We start from the raw sequence: 26,894 nt of genomic DNA, 5'->3' as shown, positions 1-26,894 counted from the left end.
ATCCGCAGCTTCGGCACATAGTTTTAGCCCCGTTACATCTTCCGCGCAGGCCGACTCGACTAGTGAGCTATTACGCTTTCTTTAAAGGGTGGCTGCTTCTAAGCCAACCTCCTAGCTGTCTATGCCTTCCCACATCGTTTCCCACTTAACTATGATTTTGGGGCCTTAGCTGGCGGTCTGGATTGTTTTCCTCTTGACTACGGACGTTAGCACCCGCAGTCTGTCTCCCGGATAGTACTCATCGGTATTCGGAGTTTGCATCGGTTTGGTAAGTCGGGATGACCCCCTAGCCGAAACAGTGCTCTACCCCCAATGGTATTCGTCCGAGGCGCTACCTAAATAGCTTTCGGGGAGAACCAGCTATCACCAGGCTTGATTAGCCTTTCACCCCTATCCACAAGTCATCCCCTGGCTTTTCAACGACAGTGGGTTCGGTCCTCCAGTTAGTGTTACCCAACCTTCAACCTGCTCATGGATAGATCGCCTGGTTTCGGGTCTACACCCAGCAACTATACGCCCTATTAAGACTCGGTTTCCCTACGGCTCCCCTATGCGGTTAACCTTGCTACTGAATGTAAGTCGCTGACCCATTATACAAAAGGTACGCAGTCACCTCACGAGTTTGCTCCCACTGCTTGTATGCATGCGGTTTCAGGATCTATTTCACTCCCCTCACAGGGGTTCTTTTCGCCTTTCCCTCACGGTACTGGTTCACTATCGGTCAGTCAGGAGTATTTAGCCTTGGAGGATGGTCCCCCCATATTCAGACAAGGTTTCACGTGCCTCGCCCTACTCGTCATCATTATGTGTGCCCTTTCGTGTACAGGACTATCACCCACTATGGTTGCACTTCCCAGAGCATTCCACTAAAACACACATAACTTAATGGGCTGTTCCCCTTTCGCTCGCCGCTACTGAGGGAATCTCAATTGATTTCTTTTCCTAAGGGTACTGAGATGTTTCACTTCCCCTCGTTCGCCTCGCAACACTATGTATTCATGTTGCAATACCTACCTTATGGTAAGTGGGTTTCCCCATTCAGACATCTCCGGATCAAAGGATATTTGCCGCCTCCCCGGAGCTTTTCGCAGGCTATCACGTCTTTCTTCGCCTCTGACTGCCAAGGCATCCACCACATGCACTTAATTACTTGACTATACAACCCCAAACAGTCGTTAATCCCTACAAGTAGGATTAAGACAATTAAATAAATAATCAATTATCTATTTAATCTACAGTTCGAAGTCCCGTGCACTTAAGCACCGTACAGCTTCAATCTAAATTCATATACCAAAACGCTTGATTCAGTTAATTTGCTAGTTCTCAATTCAATCTACGTTCATCAACCCGTCATAACAACGCGTTAACGTATATTGATTGAGTGAACAATTTATTTCAGACTCAATTTTGCCAATCTGTTAATGATTCACTGCATCCTCGTCGGACTGCAGTCAACTGTGATAAATCACAGAGATTAATAAGCATAAACTTACTAAGCTCTATAATCTATGGTGGAGACTAGGAGAGTCGAACTCCTGACCTCCTGCGTGCAAAGCAGGCGCTCTACCAACTAAGCTAAGTCCCCAGCTTATCATTTAAGTCAATGTTCTGATTTCTATTCGCTCTGCAATTGCTTGCTTGTCGTTAGTGGTGGGTCTGACAAGACTTGAACTTGTGACCCCACGCTTATCAAGCGTGTGCTCTAACCAACTGAGCTACAGACCCTCAGATACATCGTCATGAAGAACAACTTGTTGTGGATTCTTACTAATCGTCAATCTTTCGTTAAGGAGGTGATCCAGCCGCAGGTTCCCCTACGGCTACCTTGTTACGACTTCACCCCAGTCATCGGCCACACCGTGGTAAGCGTCCTCCCTAAGGTTAGACTACCTACTTCTGGTGCAACAAACTCCCATGGTGTGACGGGCGGTGTGTACAAGGCCCGGGAACGTATTCACCGCGGCATTCTGATCCGCGATTACTAGCGATTCCGACTTCATGGAGTCGAGTTGCAGACTCCAATCCGGACTACGATCGGCTTTTTGAGATTAGCATCACATCGCTGTGTAGCAACCCTTTGTACCGACCATTGTAGCACGTGTGTAGCCCTGGCCGTAAGGGCCATGATGACTTGACGTCGTCCCCGCCTTCCTCCAGTTTGTCACTGGCAGTATCCTTAAAGTTCCCATCCGAAATGCTGGCAAGTAAGGAAAAGGGTTGCGCTCGTTGCGGGACTTAACCCAACATCTCACGACACGAGCTGACGACAGCCATGCAGCACCTGTATCAGAGTTCCCGAAGGCACCAATCCATCTCTGGAAAGTTCTCTGTATGTCAAGGCCAGGTAAGGTTCTTCGCGTTGCATCGAATTAAACCACATGCTCCACCGCTTGTGCGGGCCCCCGTCAATTCATTTGAGTTTTAGTCTTGCGACCGTACTCCCCAGGCGGTCTACTTATCGCGTTAGCTGCGCCACTAAAGCCTCAAAGGCCCCAACGGCTAGTAGACATCGTTTACGGCATGGACTACCAGGGTATCTAATCCTGTTTGCTCCCCATGCTTTCGCACCTCAGTGTCAGTATTAGGCCAGATGGCTGCCTTCGCCATCGGTATTCCTCCAGATCTCTACGCATTTCACCGCTACACCTGGAATTCTACCATCCTCTCCCATACTCTAGCTAACCAGTATCGAATGCAATTCCCAAGTTAAGCTCGGGGATTTCACATTTGACTTAATTAGCCACCTACGCGCGCTTTACGCCCAGTAAATCCGATTAACGCTCGCACCCTCTGTATTACCGCGGCTGCTGGCACAGAGTTAGCCGGTGCTTATTCTGCGAGTAACGTCCACGCATCTAGGGTATTAGCCTAGAGCGCCTCCTCCTCGCTTAAAGTGCTTTACAACCAAAAGGCCTTCTTCACACACGCGGCATGGCTGGATCAGGGTTCCCCCCATTGTCCAATATTCCCCACTGCTGCCTCCCGTAGGAGTCTGGGCCGTGTCTCAGTCCCAGTGTGGCGGATCATCCTCTCAGACCCGCTACAGATCGTCGCCTTGGTAGGCCTTTACCCTACCAACTAGCTAATCCGACTTAGGCTCATCTATTAGCGCAAGGTCCGAAGATCCCCTGCTTTCCCCCGTAGGGCGTATGCGGTATTAGCATCCCTTTCGGAATGTTGTCCCCCACTAATAGGCAGATTCCTAAGCTTTACTCACCCGTCCGCCGCTAGGTCAGTTACCGAAGCAACCTTCCCCGCTCGACTTGCATGTGTTAAGCCTGCCGCCAGCGTTCAATCTGAGCCATGATCAAACTCTTCAGTTAAAATCATTTCGAGTTTTATAAGTAAAACTCTTAAACTTGGCTCATCAATTTTCTGACTTAAATTTCGCTCAAATAAACTTCGAGTAATTTAAACCAATCAATCAATGAAAATAATTTCGATCAATCAACCAGTAAAAATCCACACAAGTTGTTCTTCATAATCTCTTAATGATCTTTCCAACACCTCGTCAGTGCCAGAAGCTGGACTTAATAAACCTAACAACTCAGCACTTCGTGCTTCGTTCGTTTCCGTCTATCTCGTCGGTATGGGGTGCATTCTAGAGGATTTCAGAATCATTGCAAGCCCCAATTCACTTTATTTTTCACGTATGTATCTTTTTTCTACGAAACAGCTAAAAAAACCGGTTTTTCACTTATTTTTTGCACAATTTAACAGAAAAAATCCCGCGAACGGGATTTTTTGCTGGCTTTCTTTTTATCTTATTCAGTAAATTTCTGCGTGCTGTAATCCGCTGTTGGCAATTTACCGAGTGATTTTTGTCCGATTGTTCCCGGTAAACGTTCGACATACTGTAAAAACGCTTCGGCATAATCGAGGCCCACATCCATACGGCGCTCGCCTGTCACCTCTTTCATGCTGCTATAGTAGTCCTGTCCATTGGCCAGGAAGTCGATAGTCACCACTTTATAGGTTCGATCCAAGACCAGTGCTTCATAACTACCGCTTGCATTACGCACTTCCAGCTGGCTAATACGCTGCCCTTTGGCCTGGGTTAAATCTACCTGCCAGCGTAAACCACCAGTATATGGATAACTGCCAGTATTTCTGTTCCTTAAAATGTAGTCAAACATAGTCAAGGAGTAATTCGCACTCTGTTAATGTCTTGTTGCCAAGCGTGTAACTAGAGCCTGAGTCGGTCAGTTCCGACTTGTAGCGGTCAGTCCGTTCTTGCAATATACGCTTTACAGTTTTGTAAGGCGTATAACGACTTATCTCATTGTCGTTTAATCTTGCAAGCACGTTTCTCGCAGCATTCCAATCAGCTTGCACAACTTCCCCATTGAAACGGTGAAAACGATCTCCCTTACGTGTACCTATTAAAAGGCCATGCAAGAAAGAATCACTTTGCGAAGTATATGCAGAATTGACTAGATGCACCGTAGAACCTCTACGGTGAGATATAGAAGTTAGGGCATTAGCTAACAAACCTTTAGCCCATGTATTTAAGCGTCTATTGGTGTTTTTGCCATAGTTGCGTTTACTTTGAATTGGGGATGTTAAATCTTCCGCAACAATCACTTTGGCTTTATCAACCAACTTGTGAGTTGCTGTAAATATTAATGTTTTGAGCTTTGCTTTTTGAGTATCTTGTCGCTTATCTAGTTTTTTTCGACCTAGATTATTTAACTCAATTTTCTGTTTCTTGTGCGGTTTGGCTTTAGAAATCGCTCTGAGCTTATTTCTACGTTTGTACTTTTGATTTAGGTAGTCTGATTCACTTGAGATCAATTTACCTAAACCATTGCCATATACTTCACCATCAGAATCCACAAAGGCTTCTGAATAACCTTTATCAACACCTACGGTTTCCTGACCACAATCCTGTGTTTCAACTGCATCATAAGTTGAGTGAACTTCAACATTACCGTTTTTTAGAATGATTCTAAGTGTGCCTTGTGGCGCAAAATCAACAGTGGTGTTTAGTGGAATTTTAATGGTTTGTCGAGGGACTAGACTCGGCACTTTAAGCCAACATTGACCATTTAACTCAAAAGTTTTACACATATCCGCACGAACAATAATTTGATTATGTGTGTGATTAACACCATGCTTAAAGTGATTACGCATTTGACGATGGAGGAAATTATCAGTCATCCATTCATCTTTTTTAAGCAAGGTGTATAGTCTTTTTTGTTCATTATTACAGGAGGTGCGTTTTCGGATCGCCTGCTTTACTTTGTCTTTTGATGCTTCTCGATAGGCTTTAATATCACCTATGCAATCACGTAGCGTTTCTTTCCACGCATTTGCAGAAACACCAAAGTCACGACTTTCTTTCATCCACGCATCACGAATAGCTCTGTCACTGATATTCAAACCTGAAATAGCACCATATTTAGCCCACACCTCGCTACGAATACGACCAAGTAAAACAGCTTGTTTCTCAAGCTGTTTGTACTTTTGCACATTCAAGTTTTTACAATGGTGGATGCGTGTTAGTTTCAAAAGTTATTCCTTGATGTTCACTAATTCTTTAACTTTTTCTTTGTATTTTCTTAATCCGTAAAGTCGAGAGGAAAAACAATGAATAATCGCTAACAAGTCTTGTGTTACTTCTTCCGTTGGGGAAAGAGATTCTTGATTCATAATAATAACTTTACAACCATGTCTTTCAGCAAAAGATTCAAACCACTCAAAACCAAAACGCACCAAACGGTCTTTGTGAGCGATGACAAGCATTGAAACTTTACCCATTTCAATATCAAGAAAAAGCTGATTGAATTTCTTTCTTTTATAATTCAAACCACTTCCAACCTCTGACACCCAATCATCAACAGCATAGCCATTTACAGTACAAAAAGTTTCTAAAGCTGACACCTGATTAGCTAAATCGGGCTTTTGAGCAACACTAGATACCCTTGAATAAACAATTACTGATGATTTAGCTTCCGTTGCTTTTATACCGATATATTCAAGGTATTGATCGTGCGTGTAGTATCTGCGATTTTTAGGATTTCGACATGCAACCAAAATACCTTCGGCATCCCATCTTTGTAGAGTTTTAACCGACTTCCCAATCATTTCACCGAATTTAGCAGGAGAATACATTAATCAATCTCCGCTAACTTCTTGAAATCCTCAAGTGTATAGTCTTTAAATATGGATTCATCACAATATATGGCTAGATCATTGTCTTCATCCCATCCACAGATAGGGCATGTATAAGGGGATGATGCGACTCCTAGCTGATTATATTTTAATAAAATATCGTCACAAACCTCATAAAGTTCTAAATCCTCATGATGATCAACAACCTCAAGGAAAATTAGTTCACTAATATTTTCTGCAAATTTTTTGTATTTTTCAGGCACTTCTAGTTGATATAGCTCTACTAAATCATCTAGTTTTTTAGCGCAAGCATCACCAAAAATCTCTAATAATTTTTCCTCATATTCTTGACAGCGCATACCTTGTCCTGAAACGTGAGTACATTCAGAAAAGCCTGTATTTGCATTAATAAAATCAGCATAGGTGGGGCATTTATCGGAGAGTGATTGATTTGTTTTTTCAGGGTACGAAGAACAATCATAGCCTAAATCTACAATATCGGTTTCATAGAAATCATTCTTTGACCACTCACCATAGACCCATGATGCAAATTCCTTAATAAACCCATCTTTATTTTCAGGGGATACAAAATAAGCAAGGTCTTGCTCTACTTTCTTTAAGCTTTCAGTCAAGTATTTCATTGCAAGTTTTTTTAAAATTTAATACCTAAATTGTATATGTTTGACTATATTTGTGAATATAATTATTTGCTATAAATCACTCCCTCTGGCTCGAGTTTATTTTTTATATGGAAATGATGATCCGGATTTATTTATACGCCGGATTTTTGCAGCGGGCAACCATGGGCAGACACCGCTCCAGCTGCTCAAAAAACCGCTTTTTTCAGGTCAAAGGCTAAATTTTGGATAAAAAAAAGAAAGAGATCTCTCCCAAAATCTCTCCCTCGGAGTTGAATCTTTTACGGATCCATATGTTATTGTCATTATTATTTTCGGCTATTTCCGCGCTTCTTGGGGATGAAACGTCATCAAATAGCAATTTACCCTCTAGATATGTAGACACCACATATTTAGACGGATAAATCTTAAACATAAAATATGACAAAATCAAGACAATCGGAAAAATTTAATTCTTGTTTTTATAAGGTTTTTTTTAAATTTAAATATTTAAATATCTTATAAGCAATATCATAAAAAAAGCAGACCGAAGCCTGCTTTTTAATTCAACTACTTAACTGCATTTTTAGTCGGTAAAGGTGACTTTGGCAATGGCCTTTTTACTGGCCTGCACAATCAAGGTCACGTTTTCTTTTACCGAAAATGAGGCATCGACTGGTTGCCAATCAACTTTCACTGCACCACGACCGACAGCATCTTTGGCTTGTGCTGCGTTTTTGGTTAAACCTGCTGCACGTAAAATAGAAGCAATGAAAATCTCGCCGCCATATTCGCCACGTGAAATGGTCACTTCTGGTGTACCTTCTGGCAATTCACCTTCGGTAATCAGGTTACCGGCACCTTTATGCGCATTGGCTGCAGCTTCCGCACCGTGGAAACGCTCGACCAGTTCCAGCGCCAGAATCTTTTTCACATCCTGCGGATTACGACCTTCAGCCACTTCTTTCAGTAATTGCTGGATTTCTGCCACAGACTTGAAGCTGAGCAGGTCAAAATAACGCTCAATCAGTGAATCCGGCATAGACAGCACTTTTTGATACATCGCGCCTGGGGCATCAAATACACCAATATAGTTGCCTAATGATTTCGACATCTTGTTGACGCCATCTAAACCTTCCAGAATTGGCACGGTAATACACACCTGTGCTTCCTGGTTATAACGGCCCTGTAAGGTACGGCCCATTAGCAGGTTAAAGGTCTGGTCAGTACCGCCCAACTCTACGTCGGCTTCTAAAGCCACTGAGTCATAGCCTTGTACCAGCGGATACAGGAATTCGTGAATCGCAATTGGTTGCTGGTTGTTATAACGCTTGGTAAAGTCATCACGCTCCAGCATACGCGCCACGGTTTGCTGTGAGGCCAGTTGAATTAAATCGGCCGCAGTTTTGCTGGCAAACCATTCCGAGTTAAACACCACTTTGGTTTTGTTTGGATCAAGAATCTTGAACACCTGTTCCTGATAGGTTTTGGCATTTTCCAGTACCTGCTCGCGTGACAACGGCGGACGGGTCGCGCTCTTACCGGTCGGGTCACCAATCATGGCAGTATAGTCACCAATCAGGAAGAAGACCTCGTGACCCAAATCCTGGAACACTTTCAGCTTGTTAATTAAAACCGTATGACCCAAATGCAGGTCAGGTGCAGTCGGGTCAAAGCCCGCTTTAATTTTTAAAGGACGGTTCTCTTTTAATTTCTTTAGAAGATCTTCTTCAGAAATAATTTCATGCGTACCTCGTTGGATGAGGGCAAGTTGTTCTTCAGCTGGCAAGAAATTTGACATCACAAAACCCAAACACATCAGTTATTCAATTTGTGCGATATACTAACACTTTTTCAGCACATTGCAGGCTTAAGAATAACCATGACAGCGATCTATATTGGGGTAATGACCGGCACAAGTATGGATGGTGTCGATATTGTTGCTGCTTCTTTTGATCCTTTACAGCTTCATGCCACCCTAACCCTGAGCTTCGATCCCGATTTACGCGATGAACTGATGGCCCTAACCCTGCCGGATGACAATGAAATTGACCGGATGGGCAAGGCCGATGTGGCGCTGGCGCAAATGATTGGACATGGCATTAACCGCCTGATTGAAGAACACCAGCTTGATCACAGCCAGATTCGTGCCATTGGTTCACATGGCCAGACCATCCGCCACCGGCCTGAACATGGCTTTACCCTGCAAATTGGTGATCCAAATATTATTACCGAAATAACCCAGCTGCCGGTGGTCTCGGATTTCCGCCGGCGTGATATGGCTGCCGGTGGACAAGGTGCTCCGTTGGTACCAGCTTTTCATCAGGACGTGTTCCAGCATAACAGCATCCACCGGGTGATTCTGAATTTGGGCGGGATTGCCAATGTCAGCATGTTGCCTGCCGGACAGCCGGAAAAAGTCTATGGTTTTGATACCGGCCCGGCCAATATCCTGATGGATGCCTGGTGTGAACGCTACACCGGCCAGCCTTATGATGAAAACGGCAACTGGGCGGCTTATGGACAGCCAATTCGCAGTCTGCTGGACCGGCTACAGGCACATGAATATTTTTCCAAAGAGCCGCCAAAAAGCACCGGCCGTGAAGATTTTAACCTGGAATGGCTGGATGAACAGATTGCCGACTGGCGCAATGACCTGGCCTATCAGGAACTGGAAGATACCCCGGAAAATGTACAGGCCACCTTGTTAAAACTGACCACCCGCGCCATTAAAAAAGCCATTTACCGCTCGGGCATGGACACCGGTGAAGTCTATGTTTGTGGGGGCGGTGCCTATAATTCCTATTTACTGGAACAGCTGCGCTGGCGCTTACGCAAACATGAGTGGAGTGTACAGACCACGGCAGATTTAGGCATTAACCCGACCTGGGTAGAGGCCACTGCTTTTGCCTGGCTGGCGATGCGTTTTCTCAACCAGCAAAGTGGCAATTTCCCGGCTGTGACCGGGGCCAAAGGCTACCGGATTTTAGGAACATTGACCGCAGTCTAGGCCAATCTCTTTATATTAAAAAAGATATTAAAAAAGCCCTCAAAATAGAGGGCTGAGTATTTTAAAATTCTGCTTAAATCGAGAAAGAAGAACCACAGCCACACGTAGTCGTGGCATTCGGATTTTGAACCACAAAACGTGAACCTTCCAGACCTTCTAAATAGTCCACCACTGAACCGACCAGATATTGATAGCTAAGTGAATCGACCAGCATTTTTACGTCACCATTCACGAATTCAGCATCATCTTCATTCATGCTTTCAGCAAAGTTAAAGCCGTAAGAGAAGCCCGAACAACCACCACCGGTCACATAAACGCGTAACATTAAATCTTGGTTGCCTTCACTGTCACGCAATTGGCGTACTTTGTTCGCAGCATTGTCAGTCAGCACAAGGGCTTGGGCATTCATGTCGGATTCCTCGTTCGATTCAAATGTCTTTTAACAGAAAAGACCACATATCAAGTATAACATACCCAATATATGGTCAGTCATGTTCAATTCAAAGTCAATTCAGACTAATTTTATCAAGATTGTTTGTAATTCTCATCCTGCAGGCCGCATTCGAAGTTTTTCGGGTCCTGCTTACAGCGGAATTGCCACAGCAGCTTCATCATGCGTTTGTCATAAATGCCACGTTTGGTCAGGTCAATCCGCGCCTCACGCATCATCTTCTGATAGCCCGGTTTGTCGGCTGCCGGAATATTCATCCAGTATTTTTGCGGAATATCGGCTTTCATTTTACCCAAGATGTTAAAGGCACGCGGTAATTGACCTTTGACCCATTCCCGTGATTTCTGGCCAAAACCGGCCGGGAACTTGTTCGGGCGAATAATAATATTGCCAGTCACCTGTAAAATCGGATAATTCACAATCGCGCCTTTACTGCCCAAGCCCTTATGCAGCTCCAGTGGCTTAAACACGGCGGCCGGCGCACCAATAATATCGACCTGACCGTTATTGAATTTACTGCCGAAGTTGGTGACATCTGAACTGACTGCCTGCGCGCCAATCTGCTGCACCATAATTTTTTGTGCCTGGTCATAATCCAGGACCGCAATTTTTTTACCGGCAGCTTTGGCCACGGTATTAATACTGCGGTCATTGACCATTAAAAAGGCATCACCGACAGGCACTACACCAGCCACTTCATACTGGCCTTGAGTCATAAAGCGGGAAAATTTCGGACTGGCCAGTCCCTGCATGACTTTGACCGCCAGATTTAAATCGGGAATTGCACCAATCGCATCCAGAGAACCGGTAAAGCTGTTAAATTGACGCCCGCGCATACCGGTGACACTAATCCCGTCACATTTACCGGCTTTAAAATCTTCGGCAATTACCGCTTCATTCTGCCCGACGCGCAGTTCAATATCGGCGCCCCAGGCTTTGGCCGCCAGCTGATAGTCCAGCATCAGCGCATACACATCACCACTTTTTCCCACCAAATCAAAGACACACACTGTCTGCTTGGCCTGTGCTGCAGTCGCACCGAGTCCCATCACTGCAGCCAGTGCGATGCCTTGAGCATAATATTTCATTGATCTTTCCTTTATCGCTGTTCTTGTTGTTTTCAGTTGTACTGAAGTGTTTAATATTTTAAAAAGCTGTTTTTGCCTATCTATCCTTGTTCTTTTTACCTTTGGAGATCACCCTCTCCTGCTGTTCCTTAAAATGTAGTCAAACATAGTCAAGGAGTAATTCGCACTCTGTTAATGTCTTGTTGCCAAGCGTGTAACTAGAGCCTGAGTCGGTCAGTTCCGACTTGTAGCGGTCAGTCCGTTCTTGCAATATACGCTTTACAGTTTTGTAAGGCGTATAACGACTTATCTCATTGTCGTTTAATCTTGCAAGCACGTTTCTCGCAGCATTCCAATCAGCTTGCACAACTTCCCCATTGAAACGGTGAAAACGATCTCCCTTACGTGTACCTATTAAAAGGCCATGCAAGAAAGAATCACTTTGCGAAGTATATGCAGAATTGACTAGATGCACCGTAGAACCTCTACGGTGAGATATAGAAGTTAGGGCATTAGCTAACAAACCTTTAGCCCATGTATTTAAGCGTCTATTGGTGTTTTTGCCATAGTTGCGTTTACTTTGAATTGGGGATGTTAAATCTTCCGCAACAATCACTTTGGCTTTATCAACCAACTTGTGAGTTGCTGTAAATATTAATGTTTTGAGCTTTGCTTTTTGAGTATCTTGTCGCTTATCTAGTTTTTTTCGACCTAGATTATTTAACTCAATTTTCTGTTTCTTGTGCGGTTTGGCTTTAGAAATCGCTCTGAGCTTATTTCTACGTTTGTACTTTTGATTTAGGTAGTCTGATTCACTTGAGATCAATTTACCTAAACCATTGCCATATACTTCACCATCAGAATCCACAAAGGCTTCTGAATAACCTTTATCAACACCTACGGTTTCCTGACCACAATCCTGTGTTTCAACTGCATCATAAGTTGAGTGAACTTCAACATTACCGTTTTTTAGAATGATTCTAAGTGTGCCTTGTGGCGCAAAATCAACAGTGGTGTTTAGTGGAATTTTAATGGTTTGTCGAGGGACTAGACTCGGCACTTTAAGCCAACATTGACCATTTAACTCAAAAGTTTTACACATATCCGCACGAACAATAATTTGATTATGTGTGTGATTAACACCATGCTTAAAGTGATTACGCATTTGACGATGGAGGAAATTATCAGTCATCCATTCATCTTTTTTAAGCAAGGTGTATAGTCTTTTTTGTTCATTATTACAGGAGGTGCGTTTTCGGATCGCCTGCTTTACTTTGTCTTTTGATGCTTCTCGATAGGCTTTAATATCACCTATGCAATCACGTAGCGTTTCTTTCCACGCATTTGCAGAAACACCAAAGTCACGACTTTCTTTCATCCACGCATCACGAATAGCTCTGTCACTGATATTCAAACCTGAAATAGCACCATATTTAGCCCACACCTCGCTACGAATACGACCAAGTAAAACAGCTTGTTTCTCAAGCTGTTTGTACTTTTGCACATTCAAGTTTTTACAATGGTGGATGCGTGTTAGTTTCAAAAGTTATTCCTTGATGTTCACTAATTCTTTAACTTTTTCTTTGTATTTTCTTAATCCGTAAAGTCGAGAGGAAAAACAATGAATAATCGCTAACAAGTCTTGTGTTACTTCTTCCGTTGGGGAAAGAGATTCTTGATTCATAATAATAACTTTACAACCATGTCTTTCAGCAAAAGATTCAAACCACTCAAAACCAAAACGCACCAAACGGTCTTTGTGAGCGATGACAAGCATTGAAACTTTACCCATTTCAATATCAAGAAAAAGCTGATTGAATTTCTTTCTTTTATAATTCAAACCACTTCCAACCTCTGACACCCAATCATCAACAGCATAGCCATTTACAGTACAAAAAGTTTCTAAAGCTGACACCTGATTAGCTAAATCGGGCTTTTGAGCAACACTAGATACCCTTGAATAAACAATTACTGATGATTTAGCTTCCGTTGCTTTTATACCGATATATTCAAGGTATTGATCGTGCGTGTAGTATCTGCGATTTTTAGGATTTCGACATGCAACCAAAATACCTTCGGCATCCCATCTTTGTAGAGTTTTAACCGACTTCCCAATCATTTCACCGAATTTAGCAGGAGAATACATTAATCAATCTCCGCTAACTTCTTGAAATCCTCAAGTGTATAGTCTTTAAATATGGATTCATCACAATATATGGCTAGATCATTGTCTTCATCCCATCCACAGATAGGGCATGTATAAGGGGATGATGCGACTCCTAGCTGATTATATTTTAATAAAATATCGTCACAAACCTCATAAAGTTCTAAATCCTCATGATGATCAACAACCTCAAGGAAAATTAGTTCACTAATATTTTCTGCAAATTTTTTGTATTTTTCAGGCACTTCTAGTTGATATAGCTCTACTAAATCATCTAGTTTTTTAGCGCAAGCATCACCAAAAATCTCTAATAATTTTTCCTCATATTCTTGACAGCGCATACCTTGTCCTGAAACGTGAGTACATTCAGAAAAGCCTGTATTTGCATTAATAAAATCAGCATAGGTGGGGCATTTATCGGAGAGTGATTGATTTGTTTTTTCAGGGTACGAAGAACAATCATAGCCTAAATCTACAATATCGGTTTCATAGAAATCATTCTTTGACCACTCACCATAGACCCATGATGCAAATTCCTTAATAAACCCATCTTTATTTTCAGGGGATACAAAATAAGCAAGGTCTTGCTCTACTTTCTTTAAGCTTTCAGTCAAGTATTTCATTGCAAGTTTTTTTAAAATTTAATACCTAAATTGTATATGTTTGACTATATTTGTCAATATAATTATTTGGTATAATTCACTCCTGTCTGTATGCCTTGGATGATACAACTCATCTCTATTTTTTTAGGCTTGGGCAAAGATGAAACTATTGTTTTTAATTAGCTTACGTGATTTGACCTGAACTGCAATGGCCCAAGTGACAAGGTTCCAGACGCAACAATCCGGCACAAATGCCGGGTTGTTTTTCCTTAAAAATGAAGCTTATTCACCGCCCAGTGAACACTCGAAGTTGGCTTTATCGACAGAACAGCGGGCACGTTTGAGTACGCTCATCATCGATGCATCATAAATACCGCGCTTGGTCATATCCATCCGCCCCTCACGTAATAACTTCTGGTATTTGGTTTTCTCTTCCGCGCTCAGGTTCATTTTGTATTTGGCCGGAATGCCTGCTTCCAGACGTTTAATCATGCCCAAACTTTTTGGCAGGTTTTTCGAGAACCAGTCACGCGATTTCTGGCCAAAACCAGCCGGGAATTTCTCCGGACTAATTACTAAATCAGCCGTGACATGCAGTACCGGGAAATTAAACATGGCGCCTTTGCTGCCCAAGCCTTTATAGATTTCCAGCGGCTTATAGGCATAGGCTGGCGCACCAACCATATCGACCTGGCCATTATTAAATTTCGCCACAAAGTTAGACACATCGGAGATTACCGCCTGAGCACCGACACGTTGCACCATAATTTTTTGTGCATCATCATAGCCCAGTACCGCAAATTTCTTGCCGGCAGCTTTTTCAATCGAATCAATATTCTTGTCACGGACGAAAATAAAGGCCGAACCTAAAGGTGCAATTCCCGCCACTTCATATTTTTTACCCCCCAGATTGGTGACCATTTTGCCGGCATTACGTTTGTCCAGGGCAAAAGTAATCGCACGTTGGGCAATGGCATTGCTGGGCACACCACCCAGTGCATCAATCGAACCGGCAAATTTATTGTACTGACGGGCACGCATCGCAGTCAGGAAAACCGCATCACATTTGCCGGCTTTAAAGTCGTTATCGGCCACGGCTTCATCCTGACGGGGAATCAGGTTGATGTCTGCGCCCCAGCCTTTCGCGGCCAGCGCCCATTCCTGGGCCATTTGATAAGATTCACCAGATTTGCCGAGTAAATCGAAGATACATACATCGACCTTGGCTGCCTGAGCATTGCTGGCCATACCCAAAGTAGCCAGCGCAGAAAGCGCGAGAATTGTTTTTTTCATTGTATTTGTCCTTACAGAATCGTCTTTCATCAAGAGTGTCCATACACTTGCTGAATATTAAGCAACTTGTTTTTAAAAAAATAGAGCTTTTACTCCAAATATTTTTAAATCGTGACCAATTCAATTTATACAGCTGCTGATCTCAAACCCACAAATTGCAGAGATCAGCAGCATTTTCAATGGCTTAAAAATTTCAGGTAGCGCGGCGAAAATTTACACATCACGGCCACTTTTTTACAAACTTATAACCATTTTCTCTATTCGCCACCAAGTGAACATTCAAAATTGGTACGTTCTACCGTGCAACGTGCCCGTTTCAGGACCCGCATCATTGAGCCATCATAAATGCCTTTTTCGGTCAGTTCGATGCGGCCATCACGTAGCAGTTTCTGGTATTTGTCCTGATCTTCCTTGCTGAGTCGGGTGCGGTATTTATTTGGAATTTCCGCTTCCAGACGTTTCACCATGGCAAAGTTTTTCGGAATCTGCTGGACAAACCAGCGCCGGGACTGCACTGCAAAACCATCTGCGAATTTTTCTGGCCGGATAATCAGGTCCGCCGTGACATTGACCACCGGAAAATCAATCATGGCACCGCGTGTGCCCAAACCTTTTCCAATTTCCAGCGGTTTAAAGGCATAGGCCGGTGCGGCCACAATATCAACCTCGCCCTGATTAAACTTGCGTACAAAATTGGAAATATCGGAATCGACTGCAATACCACCGACCCGCTCCACCATCATTTTTTGTGCCGGATCATAATGCAGAATCGCAAATTTCCGGTTTTTAATGTGCTCAACCGAGTTCATGGCCCGATCTTTAACAAAAATATAGGCCGAGCCAATCTGGCCGATGCCAGCCACTTCAAAGGTTTCCTGGCCAATCCGGGTCACCAGACGGCGGTTATTGCGCCGGTCCAGCACATAACTAATGGCTTTCTGGGCAATGCTATTACTTGGCACACCGCCCAGTGCATCAATCGAACCGGCAAATTTATTGTATTGCCGCGCCCGCATTGAGGTCATATAGGCACCATCACACTTGCCCGCCTTAAAATCGCGCTCGACCTGGGCTTCATCCTGATAGGCTTTCAGACTGACATTGCTGCCCCAGCGCTTGCTGGCCAAGGCCCATTCTTCCAGCAATTTATAGGATTCTCCGGCCCGTCCCAACAGATCAAAAACACAGACCTGCGGATTGGCCTGAGCCAGGCCACTGACGCCACACAAGGCCAGTGTCGACAACAACAAAACTCCGTTTTTCATTTTTGTCACCGTACATTTGTTTTTGTTTTTTATCAGAAATTTTAATATATCGGGCTTGGTTTTATAAAAAAACCCTGCATAGCCGCTTTCCGATAGATGACACGGCGCCCGCTTTTTCATTATTTTTTGCGATGTGTTGCTGTAGCGCCTGAAATAAACTGCGCCAGCTTTTTGTTTTCCAGAGCGCATCCTTTAGAATAGGCGCATTCTGTTCCTGAGTTTAGTGAGTCCAATGATTCAATTTGACCAAGTCTCTTTACGCCGTGGTGGTCGTGTCTTATTTCAAAAAGCGTCCATGCAGATCCATCCGGGTTGGAAAGTTGGCCTCACCGGAGTCAATGGCGCCGGCAAATCGACCTTATTTGCCGCCTTATTGGGAGAACTGGGGGCAGATGAAGGCAGCCTGACCCGTCCGTCGGGCTGGACCGTTGCGCACATGGCCCAGGAAGTCAAAGCCCTGGATATGCCGGCGCTGGATTTTGTGTTATCGGGCGATGAAGAATACTGGCAGATTCAGAAACAGCTGGCACAACCTGAACAGCTCAGTGACAGCGAACTGGCACAATTACATGGCCGTTTTGATGAAATTCATGGCTATTCTGCCCCATCTAAAGCCGCCCAGCTGATGGCTGGTTTAGGTTTTATGGAACATCAGCTACGTCTGGATGTTTCCAGTTTTTCTGGTGGATGGCGGATGCGTTTAAATCTGGCGCGCACCCTGATGAGCCGCTCCGATTTACTGCTTCTGGATGAGCCAACCAACCACTTGGATTTAGATGCCATTTTATGGCTTGAAGACTGGCTCAATGCCTATGAAGGCACTTTAATCCTGATTTCACATGACCGCGATTTTCTCGATGCAGTGACCGATCATATCCTGCATATTGAAAATCAGGAACTGACCTTATATACCGGCAATTACTCGACCTTTGAAGTGACCCGCAGCGAACGTCTGGCCCAGCAGCAACAGGCCTTTGAAAAGCAGGTTGAAGCCCGCGCACATCTGCAAAAATTTATTGACCGTTTTAAAGCCAAAGCTACCAAGGCGCGTCAGGCGCAAAGCCGGATTAAACAGCTGGAAAAAATGCAGTTGCTGGCACCGGCGCATGTCGATACCCCGTTTACCTTCAGTTTCCGTGAACCCACCAAAATGAGTTCACCCTTACTGACTCTGGATCAGGCAGAAATTGGCTATCCGGGCAAAAGTATTGCCAGCAAAATCAGTCTGCAGATTACCCCAAGCTCGCGTATTGGCCTGCTGGGCATGAACGGCGCCGGTAAATCTACTCTAATTAAATCACTGGTTGGTGATTTAGCGCTTTTAAATGGCCAGCGCAAAGCCTCTGAACTGCTGAATATTGGTTACTTTGCCCAGCATCAGATGGATGCACTGGATGCGCAGGCCAGCCCGATGCTGCAATTGTCACGTCTGGCCGACAAACAGATCAGTGAAGCCACCCTACGTTCGTTTCTCGGCAGTTTCGGTTTTAGCGGTGAACGCATGGATACGCCGTGCGAAAGCTTCTCCGGTGGTGAACGTGCCCGTCTGGCCTTGGCGCTGATTGTCTGGCAGCGCCCGAATGTACTGATTTTGGATGAACCGACCAACCATCTGGATTTAGACATGCGTCATGCCCTAAGCATGGCCTTACAGGATTTTGAAGGCGCAGTGGTACTGGTATCGCACGAACGTCAGCTAATCGCCAGTGTCTGTGATGACCTGCTGTTGGTGCATGCCGGACGCTGTACTGAATTTTCCGGTGATTTGCAGGATTATGCCAAATGGTTACGTGAGGCCCGCCAGCAGCAGATCAATGCCCAAACCGCCTTGGCACAGGCCAGCGCCAGTACCAACAAGACTGCCGCACCTGCCAAAATCGATAAAGAAGCACAACGCAAACTGGCGGCGCAGCGCCGTGAAGAAACCCGTCCGCTGCGGAAAAAAATTGAACAATGTGAAAGCCAGATTGAAAAAATCCAGCCCCGTCTGGCCAGTATTGAAGAACAGCTGGCTGACAGCAGCCTGTATGAAGCTTCGCGTAAAGAAGATTTGCTCAAGCTGATGAATGAGCAAACCAGCTTAAAAGCCACGCTGGAACTGGCCGAAGAAACCATGCTGGAACTGATGATGGAATTAGAAGAACTGGAACAGTCTTTCCAGGAAAGTTAATTTTAATATTCATTTAAAGCTTCAAGGATCAGTAACTACAGTTACTGATCCTTTTTTTATGGGTTTATATTTTCTCTGCTATTAGTAAATCTTTTCTCTTACCTATTTTCCTACACTTCTCAGCTTTGTTAATCATTTACTCGATTTTTGACATATTTTGTAGTGAATTACGCAAGTACTATATAAGTTTATTGTTTAAACACTCGGCTTCCTTATTTCATACATTAATTTACAGCTTTAGGTCAGGTTATAAGGCTCTAATAAAAAGGCTTTTTAATAATCAGCAGCCTTATTTGAGACTATTTATGTTGAACTAGAGAGGAAATCCGCATGCGTGCTCTTACCTATCATGGTGCTCGGGATGTACGAGTTGAATTTGTTCCAGATCCAGTGATTCAGGAACCAGATGACGTTATTTTAAGGGTGACAGCCACCGCTATCTGTGGCTCAGATCTACATCTATACCGGGGTAAAATCCCGGCCACTGAAGACGGTGATATTTTCGGCCATGAATTTATGGGAGTTGTAGAAGAAGTCGGCCCTGCAGTGACAGAAGTCAAAAAAGGTGACCGGGTGATCATTCCCTTTGTCATTGCATGCGGTCACTGTTTTTTCTGTGAACATGAACTCATGGCTGCCTGTGAAAATACCAATACGGGTCGTGGTGCAATTCTCAATAAAAAACAGATTCCACCAGGAGCGGCCTTGTTTGGCTTTAGCCACCTGTATGGTGGTGTTCCGGGTGGTCAGGCTGAATATGTGCGGATTCCCAAAGGGAATGTCGGACCGTTTAAGGTTCCCGGCTCCTTGCCTGATGAAAAAGTATTATTCCTGACCGATATTCTGCCAACAGCCTGGCAGGCAGTAACCAATGCTCAAGTCACCCGTGGTTCTACAGTGGCAATTTATGGTGCTGGTCCAGTCGGTCTGTTATCTGCAGCTTGTGCACGGATGCTCGGTGCCGAACAGATCTTCATGGTAGACCATCACCCTTATCGCTTGCGATTTGCTCATCAAACCTATGGGGTCATTCCGGTCAACTTTGATGAAGTCGATGCAGCTGAATTTATTATTCAAAATACAGCAGGTTATCGTGGTGTTGACGCGGTTATTGATGCCGTTGGTTTCGAAGCCAAAGGTAGTGTTCTGGAAACCGTAATGACCAACCTGAAATTAGAAGGTTCGAGTGGTTCAGCGCTCAGACAATGTATTGCAGCAGTCCGACGCGGCGGTGTGGTGAGTGTACCGGGGGTTTATGCCGGTCCAATTCATGGCTTCCTGTTTGGTGATGCCTTTGACAAAGGTTTGACTTTTAAAATGGGACAAACCCATGTGCATAAATACTTGCCGCAGTTGCTCGAACATATTGAAAATGGAGATCTGTCTCCAGATGTGATTATTACCCATCGCATGAAACTGGAAGATGCTGCGGAAGGTTACCGTATTTTTGATAAGAAGGAAGAAGACTGTCGTAAAGTCATTCTGACACCGTAAATGTACTAAAAAAATAAAAAGCGCCTTCTAGGCGCTTTTTTTGAATCATGCCGCTTAGGCATCAATATCGGCATTCAGGGCATTTTCTTCAATAAAGGCACGACGTGGTTCCACATCATCGCCCATTAAACACGAGAACATCCGGTCTGCTTCAATCGCATCTTCAATGGTCACCTGCAGCATATGACGGTTTTCCGGGTCCATGGTGGTTTCCCAAAGCTGCTCGGCATTCATTTCACCCAGACCTTTATAACGCTGGATCATCATGCCGCGGCGTGAGTCCTGCAGAATATGCTGCCAGACCTGATGGAAGCTGTTGACCTGAATCTTGCGCTCGCCTTTTTGCAAGTACGCGCCTTCTTCAATCAGGCTAAACCAGCTCTTCGAGTTCTTCAGCAAACGTGCGTACTCACCTGAACCGAGTAAACCGGCATCCAGCAAATAGGCATGTGGCAGGTTATGCACATAAATGGTAATACGTGGCCAGTAAATCGCAGATTTTTGTCCTTCTGCATCTTCTTTGTCAAAGGTTTCGATGCTGAGTTCAGGACGTAAACTGCTTTGGGTGGCCGCGATATAGGCACATAACTGCTCACCCCAAGTCTGTACATAATCCAGATCATGCGCCTGATCCAGTTTGAACGCCTCTTGCGCCAGCAAACCATCTAACAGGCTGGCTGGATAACGCAAGGTTAAACGGCTCAGGCTCTTTTGCGAAGTCTGATAATCGGCAATCACTGAAGCCAGTGCTTCACCACGAATCGCCGGTGCATCTGCGCTGACATGCAGGGCCAGTTCATCAATGGCATTGGAAATCAGATAGGTTTCCAATGCTTCATTGTCTTTAATGTACTGTTCCTGCTTACCTTTTTTCAACTTGTACAGCGGTGGCTGGGCAATATAGATATGACCACGTTCCACCAGCTCCGGCATTTGACGAAAGAAGAACGTCAGCAGCAAGGTACGGATGTGCGAACCATCGACGTCGGCATCGGTCATGATAATGATTTTGTGATAACGCAGCTTGTCCGGGTTATATTCTTCACGGCCAATTCCGCAGCCCAGTGCAGTAATTAAGGTGCCGACTTCTGCCGATGAAATCATCTTGTCAAAACGGGCACGTTCCACGTTCAGGATTTTACCTTTTAGCGGTAAAATCGCCTGCATTTTACGGTTACGGCCTTGCTTGGCTGAACCACCCGCAGAGTCACCCTCGACCAGATACAGTTCAGATAAAGCCGGATCTTTTTCCTGACAATCGGCCAGTTTACCCGGTAAACCGGCAATATCCAGCGCGCTCTTACGACGGGTCATTTCACGTGCTTTACGCGCTGCATCACGGGCACGCGCTGCATCAATAATCTTGCCGGCAATTGATTTGGCTGCTTGCGGGTTTTCCAGTAAATATTCCGAGAAGGATTTATTCATAGCCTGCTCGACCGCAGGTTTCACTTCACTCGACACCAGTTTTTCTTTGGTCTGTGAAGAGAATTTTGGATCAGGCACTTTCACCGAAATAATCGCGGTCAAACCTTCACGTGCGTCATCCCCGGAAACCACCACCTTCTCTTTTTTGAGCAGGTTTTCGTTTTCCATGTAGCTGTTTAAACCACGGGTCAACGCAGCACGGAAACCGGCTAAATGGGTACCGCCATCTTTTTGCGGAATATTGTTGGTAAAGCAGCGCACATTTTCCTGATAAGAATCATTCCATTGCAACGCAACTTCAACCCCAATGCCATTTTCTGCCTGCACGGTAAAATGGAAAATATCATTCAGATGATTTTTGCCTTCGTTAATGTATTTCACGAACTCGGACAGACCACCTTCATAATCATAGATATGTTCCAGGTTAATACGCTCATCTTTCAGGACAATACGTACACCGGCATTCAGGAACGACAGCTCACGTAAACGGCGCGCCAGAATATCAACATTAAAAATGGTCTGGCTGAAAGTCTCGGCGCTTGGCCAGAAACGAACCATGGTTCCGGTCTCTTCTGTTTCACCAACCACGGTTAATGGATATTGCGGATCACCATGACGGTATTCCTGCTGATGAATCTGACCAGCACGTTTAATGGTCAGTTCCAGTTTGCTCGACAGGGCGTTTACCACTGATACCCCGACCCCGTGCAGACCGCCCGACACTTTATAACTGTTGTCGTCGAACTTACCGCCGGCGTGCAGGATGGTCAGAATTACCTCGGCAGCCGATACGCCTTCTTCCGGGTGAATGTCAGTTGGAATACCGCGACCGTTATCGGCCACAGATACCGATTCATCTTCATGAATAGTGACTAGAATCTCGTCACAATGGCCGGCAAGCGCTTCGTCAATCGCGTTATCGACCACCTCGAACACCATGTGGTGCAAACCGGTACCATCATCTGTATCACCGATATACATGCCCGGGCGTTTACGAACAGCATCTAGGCCACGTAATACTTTGATACTAGAGGAATCATAAGCCTTTTCATTGGTTTGTTCTGTTTGAGTGGCAGATTGATCTTCTGAACTCATGGTTTCTCCCTAGTAAAAACTGGTCTATCCAAAGATAAAAAACTATTGCACAACAACTTGAACAGTACCGTTTTCAACATTGAATAATTGATAGGAAATAGACAAATCATGTAAGTGATTCTGCACTGATTCATGGTCTAAGGTGGTAATAAAAACTTGACTACCAAGTTGGCTCAATCGCTCAATTAAACGTCGTTGCGCGGTTAAATCTAATTCTGCTGTCAGATCATCTAATAATACCACAGTTTCCTTATTGCACGCATGCAGCATTGCAATCTGTGACAGTTTTAAAGCCATGATCAATAACTTTTTTTGTCCGCGTGACAGCACCACATCGGCATCGCCCGTCGCTGTTTTTAAACGTAAATCTGCGCGATGCGGTCCATATTCGGTATAGCGGCGTTCCACATCTTTCTGATGATGATTGACCAAATCGCTCATTAAACCCGGTTCCGGATGAAATCCCGGATGGTATTCCAGGCGAATATTTAAATCGGGCAACAACTGCTGTAAATCCTGCTGAAAATAGTGCTGCCACTGCTCGATAATACTGTAGCGTTGCAGATGCAGCATTTCACCATACTGGCTCAGCATCTGGTTCCACGGTTCCAGCTCAGGCAGGCTTAAATGACGCCGGGTTTTTAGTAAGCTGTTACGCTGTTTTAAGGCCCGCGAATAGTATTGCCAGGCATGATAAAACTCTGGTTCCACGTGGAACATCATCCAGTCCAGCAGCTGGCGTCGCGGTTTGGCGCCGTGGTCGATAATATCGGTACTTTGCGGATCAATCAGTTGTAGCGGCAGCAGTTTGGCCAGCTGTCCCTGGGTGGCAATATGATCGCCATTGACCTTAATCAGCTGTTCACCAGACAGCAGTTTTTGCATGCCAATTTTTTCGGTGGGCGATTGGGCAAATACAATCGCCTCCTGGGCATCATGCTGAATATAGTTTTTGGGGATATGGGTACGAAAGGAACGACCGGTGGCCAGTAAATGAATGGCTTCCAGAATCGAGGTTTTACCGGAGCCATTGGCACCATAAAAGACATTAAACGGCTGCAACCCGACGAGTGCAACCGCTTTTAAGTTTCGAACACGTTCTATATTTAAACGCGTAATATGCATAATCGTGTCAGATCACATACAAGCTTAGACACGCATCGGCATCACAACATAGGTTTGATCTTGCTGCGCCGGGTCCTGTACCAGTACCGACTGGTTGGCTTCGGTCATGGTCATTGCCACATCATCACCATCCAGTGCACCTAATACATCCAGCAGATACTGGGCATTGAACGACATTTCCAGCGGTGCATTGTTGTATTGCACGGCCAGGTCTTCAATCGCTTCATCCTGCTCCGGGTTGTTGGCGCGTAATTGTAGTGAATCTGCATTAAAGTTCAGGAATACGCCGCGTAATTTTTCATTACTTAAAATCGCCACACGCTGTAACGACTGCTTGAACACGTCATGTGCAATCATCACCACCTTATCGCCACCACGTGGAATCACACGGCGGTAATCCGGGAATTTACCGTCAATTAACTTGGTGGTGAAACGCACGGTAATATCACCCTGCTCTTTGTCACGACTCGGCACGGAAATAGTTACATTTAACAGTTCACGACCAATTAACAGGGATAGTTGCTCATCTTCAATACTGAGCAAACGCTGTAATTCACCCACGGCTTTACGTGGCACAATCGCCTGAATTGGCTGCGTCGCATTTGAAGAGGCACCGGTTTCACATAATGCCAAACGGTGGCCATCGGTAGTCACAGCGCGCAGCTGGTTTTCATCAATTTCCAGCAAGGTGCCGGTCAAATAGAAACGTACATCCTGCACCGCCATGGCAAAGGCGGTTTTTTCAAATAAACGTTTTAATTCACGCTGGGTCACCGCTACCTGTGTGCCTTGAGTATTTTCAGTGGCCAATAACGGATAATCTTCGGCTGGTAAAGTGCCCAACACGAAACGGCTGTTGCCTGATTTTAAAATACAGCGCTGATCTTCAGTAATCTGCAGGTCAATTAAAGCCGCAGTCGGCAAAGATTTACAGATATCCATCAGTTTACGTGCCGGCACTGTGGTCTCACCCGCCTGTAAACATGCACCTTCAGCCAGAACCGTACTGGCCACCAGCTCAACTTCCAGATCGGAACCGGTAATGGTCAGCGCCTGTTCGGTCACCTGAACTTTCACGTTAGATAAAATGTTTAACGTATGGCGACGTTCAACCGCTCCTACAACATGTGATAGAACATTGAGTAAGCTTTCTTTGGCGATTTTTAAACGCACGGTACATTCCTCTAACAACTGAAGATGATGAAGATAAAAATTAATTTTTTAGCAGTGTACTATGCGGCAGAATATGCCGCATTGCAAGAACAGAATTTGACCAAACCGGCCTAACTTTGCAACAGGCGTTGCAGGTTTTTATAGTCCTCGTTGAAGATTGGATCTTCTTCGCGAAGGCTTTGTACTTTCTCGCAGGCATGCATCACGGTACTGTGGTCACGACCACCAAAAGCCATGCCAATTTCGGGGAAACTGTCACCGGTCAGTTCACGGGCCAGCCCCATCGCCAGCTGCCGTGGACGGGCATAAATCCGGGTACGTTTTGGCCCGACCAATTCTTTCAGTGGAATACGGAAATATTCACTGACCACACGCTGGATATTTTCGGTACTGATGGTACGCGCACGAATCGCCAGCACATCTTTTAGAGATTCACGCACCACATCCAGATCAATCACGGTGCCTTTAAAACGGGAAATCGCGACCACCTTATTTAAGGCGCCTTCCAGTTCACGCACGTTGGCGACCACCTGCTGGGCAATAAACAAGGCACAGTTGCGCGGTAAATCGACGCCACTGCTTTCGGCTTTCTTTAATAGAATTTCAATCCGGGTTTCAATATCGGGCGGTTCTACCCCCACCGACAGGCCCCAGGAAAAACGCGATACCAGACGTGGGTCCAGTTCGGTCAGTTCTTTTGGATAACGGTCTGACGTCAGAATAATCTGCTTAGATTCATCCAATAAGGCATTAAAGGTATAGAAGAATTCCACCAGACTGGCCTCTTTACCGGCCAGCAAATGAATGTCATCAACCAAGAGCAGATCGAGTGAACGGCAATTTTTCTTGAATTCTTCGACCTTACCCTGCTGTAGCGAGCTGACAAAGTCATGTACAAAGCTTTCAGCAGTCATATACATGACCCGGGCATTTGGCTTGGCCTGCAACAAGGCATTTCCCACTGCCTGCATCAAGTGGGTTTTACCCAGACCGGTCGGGCCATATAAAAATAGCGGGTTATGTTGTGAAGCGCCCAGATGGGTCAATACTTTACGGCAGGTTTCTGCCGCCATCTGGTTAGAACGGCCTTCTACAAATAAAGAAAAGGTAAATAAAGGGTTTAACTGACGCTTGCGGCTGTTTTTGCTGCCACTCTCTTCTTTGTCCTTTTTTGGACGGCTGACCGGTGCCGGTGCTGACTCTAAAGCAGCGGTAGTGGTCGCCGGCTGTTCACTGGCCGATAAAATGGCGCCCGGACGGGAATCGACCAGGATTTCAACTTTACGTACCCGTCCTTCAGACAGTTGTTCGGCCAGAATCGTGATCAGCTCAAGATGGTGTTCCTGAATATAGCGGGTCCAATACGGGTTCGGTGCATATAAACGTAAAGTATCTTCTGATTCTTCTGCAACTAATGGGCGAATCCACATCGTAAAGACATTCCCAGAGAGCTCTTGTCGCAAGCGATTTAAGCAGTCCGTCCAAAGCATGTGAAAACCCCTATTCATTCCATTTTAAATTTAAAACGCATTCGTCCGCTGCAAGCGGGTCGCCATTCTAACCAAGTTATCCACATCTGTCATGAGAAATTGAGCGAATTTAGCCAAAAAACAAACATCAAGATCTAAATTTAAATTTAAAAGCTGGTGTGGATAAGTTTATCCGCAAGCTGTGGATGAAATATAGCATAAAGTTATCCACAATGTATTAAAAATATAAAAACACAGTTATCCACATGCAAAGTCTATGTTTTTTAAATTTAAAAATTGCTTTTCCACATAAAAAAGCCACCCTAATAAGAATAAATTTAAATTTATAAATTTGAA

General features: G+C 44.8%; 18 protein-coding genes, 2 tRNA genes, 2 rRNA genes and 1 pseudogene. 3 read left to right on the top strand and 20 right to left on the bottom strand.

Annotated features, from left to right (window positions below):
• From P253_RS15230 to tyrS, 9 genes and pseudogenes are all read right to left on the bottom strand, one after another.
• Positions 1-1,156: ribosomal RNA gene (locus tag P253_RS15230) — 23S ribosomal RNA — on the bottom strand; the annotation flags it as partial.
• Positions 1,157-1,509: 353 nt separating this feature from the next.
• Positions 1,510-1,585: transfer RNA gene (locus P253_RS15225), tRNA-Ala, on the bottom strand.
• A gap of 63 nt (positions 1,586-1,648) precedes the next feature.
• A tRNA-Ile gene (locus P253_RS15220) sits at positions 1,649-1,725 on the bottom strand.
• 61 nt (positions 1,726-1,786) lie between these two features.
• A 16S ribosomal RNA gene (locus P253_RS15215) occupies positions 1,787-3,323 on the bottom strand.
• A gap of 441 nt (positions 3,324-3,764) precedes the next feature.
• Positions 3,765-4,130 (bottom strand): annotated as a pseudogene (locus P253_RS15210) (5'-nucleotidase C-terminal domain-containing protein); the annotation flags it as partial.
• Entirely contained in the window at positions 4,129-5,511 is a 1,383-nt protein-coding gene (locus tag P253_RS15205; protein ID WP_016659756.1) for an IS200/IS605 family accessory protein TnpB-related protein, read from the bottom strand. The pseudogene P253_RS15210 and the gene P253_RS15205, both read right to left, overlap by 2 nt.
• Positions 5,512-5,514: 3 nt before the next feature.
• The gene (locus P253_RS15200; protein ID WP_016659757.1) at positions 5,515-6,114 is read right to left on the bottom strand and encodes an IS607 family transposase; all 600 of its coding nucleotides are present in this window, start codon (positions 6,112-6,114) and stop codon (positions 5,515-5,517) included.
• Positions 6,114-6,755 carry a hypothetical protein gene (locus P253_RS15195; RefSeq protein ID WP_016659758.1) on the bottom strand — a complete coding sequence of 214 codons (642 nt, stop codon included), beginning with the start codon at positions 6,753-6,755 and terminating at the stop codon, positions 6,114-6,116. Before P253_RS15195 ends, P253_RS15200 begins: the two co-directional genes overlap by 1 nt.
• 562 nt (positions 6,756-7,317) lie before the next feature.
• Positions 7,318-8,550 carry a tyrosine--tRNA ligase gene (gene tyrS / locus P253_RS15185; RefSeq protein WP_005181149.1) on the bottom strand — a complete coding sequence of 411 codons (1,233 nt, stop codon included), beginning with the start codon at positions 8,548-8,550 and terminating at the stop codon, positions 7,318-7,320.
• 63 nt (positions 8,551-8,613) lie between these two features.
• On the opposite strand from tyrS, the gene P253_RS15180 reads away from it, so the two are divergent.
• Positions 8,614-9,741 (top strand): anhydro-N-acetylmuramic acid kinase, encoded by a 1,128-nt coding sequence (locus tag P253_RS15180; protein ID WP_016659759.1) that lies wholly within the window; start codon positions 8,614-8,616, stop codon positions 9,739-9,741.
• Between the two features lie 73 nt (positions 9,742-9,814).
• Here P253_RS15180 and erpA read toward each other — a convergent pair whose 3' ends face one another.
• The 7 genes from erpA to P253_RS15145 all read right to left on the bottom strand — a co-directional run bounded on the left by erpA (position 9,815) and on the right by P253_RS15145 (position 16,583).
• Positions 9,815-10,150, bottom strand: coding sequence for an iron-sulfur cluster insertion protein ErpA (erpA, locus tag P253_RS15175; RefSeq protein WP_005181144.1), 336 nt, complete (start codon positions 10,148-10,150; stop codon positions 9,815-9,817).
• Positions 10,151-10,266: 116 nt separating this feature from the next.
• Positions 10,267-11,241 carry a putative solute-binding protein gene (locus P253_RS15170; RefSeq protein ID WP_171066731.1) on the bottom strand — a complete coding sequence of 325 codons (975 nt, stop codon included), beginning with the start codon at positions 11,239-11,241 and terminating at the stop codon, positions 10,267-10,269.
• A 178-nt stretch (positions 11,242-11,419) separates the two neighbouring features.
• The gene (locus P253_RS15165; protein ID WP_016659756.1) at positions 11,420-12,802 is read right to left on the bottom strand and encodes an IS200/IS605 family accessory protein TnpB-related protein; all 1,383 of its coding nucleotides are present in this window, start codon (positions 12,800-12,802) and stop codon (positions 11,420-11,422) included.
• A gap of 3 nt (positions 12,803-12,805) precedes the next feature.
• Positions 12,806-13,405 (bottom strand): IS607 family transposase, encoded by a 600-nt coding sequence (locus tag P253_RS15160; protein ID WP_016659757.1) that lies wholly within the window; start codon positions 13,403-13,405, stop codon positions 12,806-12,808.
• Positions 13,405-14,046: a hypothetical protein gene (locus P253_RS15155; RefSeq protein ID WP_016659758.1), complete on the bottom strand. Its 642-nt coding sequence runs from the start codon at positions 14,044-14,046 to the stop codon at positions 13,405-13,407. Before P253_RS15155 ends, P253_RS15160 begins: the two co-directional genes overlap by 1 nt.
• Before the next feature lie 261 nt (positions 14,047-14,307).
• Entirely contained in the window at positions 14,308-15,318 is a 1,011-nt protein-coding gene (locus P253_RS15150) for a putative solute-binding protein (RefSeq protein ID WP_016659761.1), read from the bottom strand.
• Positions 15,319-15,575: 257 nt separating this feature from the next.
• Positions 15,576-16,583, bottom strand: a complete 1,008-nt coding sequence (locus P253_RS15145; RefSeq protein WP_016659762.1) for a putative solute-binding protein — start codon at positions 16,581-16,583, stop codon at positions 15,576-15,578.
• 232 nt (positions 16,584-16,815) lie between these two features.
• Between P253_RS15145 and P253_RS15140 the strand changes: the two genes are divergently transcribed.
• Both P253_RS15140 and P253_RS15135 read left to right on the top strand, forming a co-directional pair.
• On the top strand, positions 16,816-18,753 hold the full coding sequence (locus P253_RS15140; RefSeq protein WP_016659763.1) for an ATP-binding cassette domain-containing protein: 1,938 nt from the start codon (positions 16,816-16,818) through the stop codon (positions 18,751-18,753).
• A gap of 330 nt (positions 18,754-19,083) precedes the next feature.
• Complete coding sequence (locus P253_RS15135) at positions 19,084-20,247, top strand: zinc-dependent alcohol dehydrogenase (protein ID WP_016659764.1); 1,164 nt, start codon at positions 19,084-19,086, stop codon at positions 20,245-20,247.
• A gap of 54 nt (positions 20,248-20,301) precedes the next feature.
• On the opposite strand, the gene gyrB is transcribed toward P253_RS15135, so the two are convergent.
• The 4 genes from gyrB to dnaA form a co-directional block, all read right to left on the bottom strand.
• Positions 20,302-22,770 (bottom strand): DNA topoisomerase (ATP-hydrolyzing) subunit B, encoded by a 2,469-nt coding sequence (gene gyrB, locus P253_RS15130; RefSeq protein WP_016659765.1) that lies wholly within the window; start codon positions 22,768-22,770, stop codon positions 20,302-20,304.
• 42 nt (positions 22,771-22,812) lie between these two features.
• The gene (recF, locus tag P253_RS15125) at positions 22,813-23,895 is read right to left on the bottom strand and encodes a DNA replication/repair protein RecF (protein ID WP_016659766.1); all 1,083 of its coding nucleotides are present in this window, start codon (positions 23,893-23,895) and stop codon (positions 22,813-22,815) included.
• A gap of 24 nt (positions 23,896-23,919) precedes the next feature.
• A complete protein-coding gene (gene dnaN / locus P253_RS15120) occupies positions 23,920-25,068 on the bottom strand; it encodes a DNA polymerase III subunit beta (protein ID WP_016659767.1) in 1,149 nt (382 codons plus the stop codon).
• 110 nt (positions 25,069-25,178) lie between these two features.
• Positions 25,179-26,558: a chromosomal replication initiator protein DnaA gene (gene dnaA / locus P253_RS15115; protein ID WP_016659768.1), complete on the bottom strand. Its 1,380-nt coding sequence runs from the start codon at positions 26,556-26,558 to the stop codon at positions 25,179-25,181.
• Positions 26,559-26,894: the final 336 nt, after the last annotated feature.

The sequence above is a fragment of the Acinetobacter indicus CIP 110367 genome, from assembly GCF_000488255.1.
GTDB lineage: Bacteria > Pseudomonadota > Gammaproteobacteria > Pseudomonadales > Moraxellaceae > Acinetobacter > Acinetobacter indicus.
This window is presented reverse-complemented; position numbering and strand designations above follow the sequence as displayed.

Coding starts and splice junctions, on each gene's coding strand:
- P253_RS15150 (WP_016659761.1), bottom strand. CDS start 15,318: ATGAAAAAAACAATTCTCGCGCTTTCTGCGCTGGCTACTTTGGGTATG.
- P253_RS15200 (WP_016659757.1), bottom strand. CDS start 6,114: ATGTATTCTCCTGCTAAATTCGGTGAAATGATTGGGAAGTCGGTTAAA.
- P253_RS15155 (WP_016659758.1), bottom strand. CDS start 14,046: ATGAAATACTTGACTGAAAGCTTAAAGAAAGTAGAGCAAGACCTTGCT.
- P253_RS15180 (WP_016659759.1), top strand. CDS start 8,614: ATGACAGCGATCTATATTGGGGTAATGACCGGCACAAGTATGGATGGT.
- dnaA (WP_016659768.1), bottom strand. CDS start 26,558: ATGCTTTGGACGGACTGCTTAAATCGCTTGCGACAAGAGCTCTCTGGG.
- P253_RS15145 (WP_016659762.1), bottom strand. CDS start 16,583: ATGAAAAACGGAGTTTTGTTGTTGTCGACACTGGCCTTGTGTGGCGTC.
- recF (WP_016659766.1), bottom strand. CDS start 23,895: ATGCATATTACGCGTTTAAATATAGAACGTGTTCGAAACTTAAAAGCG.
- gyrB (WP_016659765.1), bottom strand. CDS start 22,770: ATGAGTTCAGAAGATCAATCTGCCACTCAAACAGAACAAACCAATGAA.
- P253_RS15170 (WP_171066731.1), bottom strand. CDS start 11,241: ATGGGACTCGGTGCGACTGCAGCACAGGCCAAGCAGACAGTGTGTGTC.
- P253_RS15160 (WP_016659757.1), bottom strand. CDS start 13,405: ATGTATTCTCCTGCTAAATTCGGTGAAATGATTGGGAAGTCGGTTAAA.
- P253_RS15195 (WP_016659758.1), bottom strand. CDS start 6,755: ATGAAATACTTGACTGAAAGCTTAAAGAAAGTAGAGCAAGACCTTGCT.
- tyrS (WP_005181149.1), bottom strand. CDS start 8,550: ATGTGTTTGGGTTTTGTGATGTCAAATTTCTTGCCAGCTGAAGAACAA.
- P253_RS15140 (WP_016659763.1), top strand. CDS start 16,816: ATGATTCAATTTGACCAAGTCTCTTTACGCCGTGGTGGTCGTGTCTTA.
- P253_RS15135 (WP_016659764.1), top strand. CDS start 19,084: ATGCGTGCTCTTACCTATCATGGTGCTCGGGATGTACGAGTTGAATTT.
- erpA (WP_005181144.1), bottom strand. CDS start 10,150: ATGAATGCCCAAGCCCTTGTGCTGACTGACAATGCTGCGAACAAAGTA.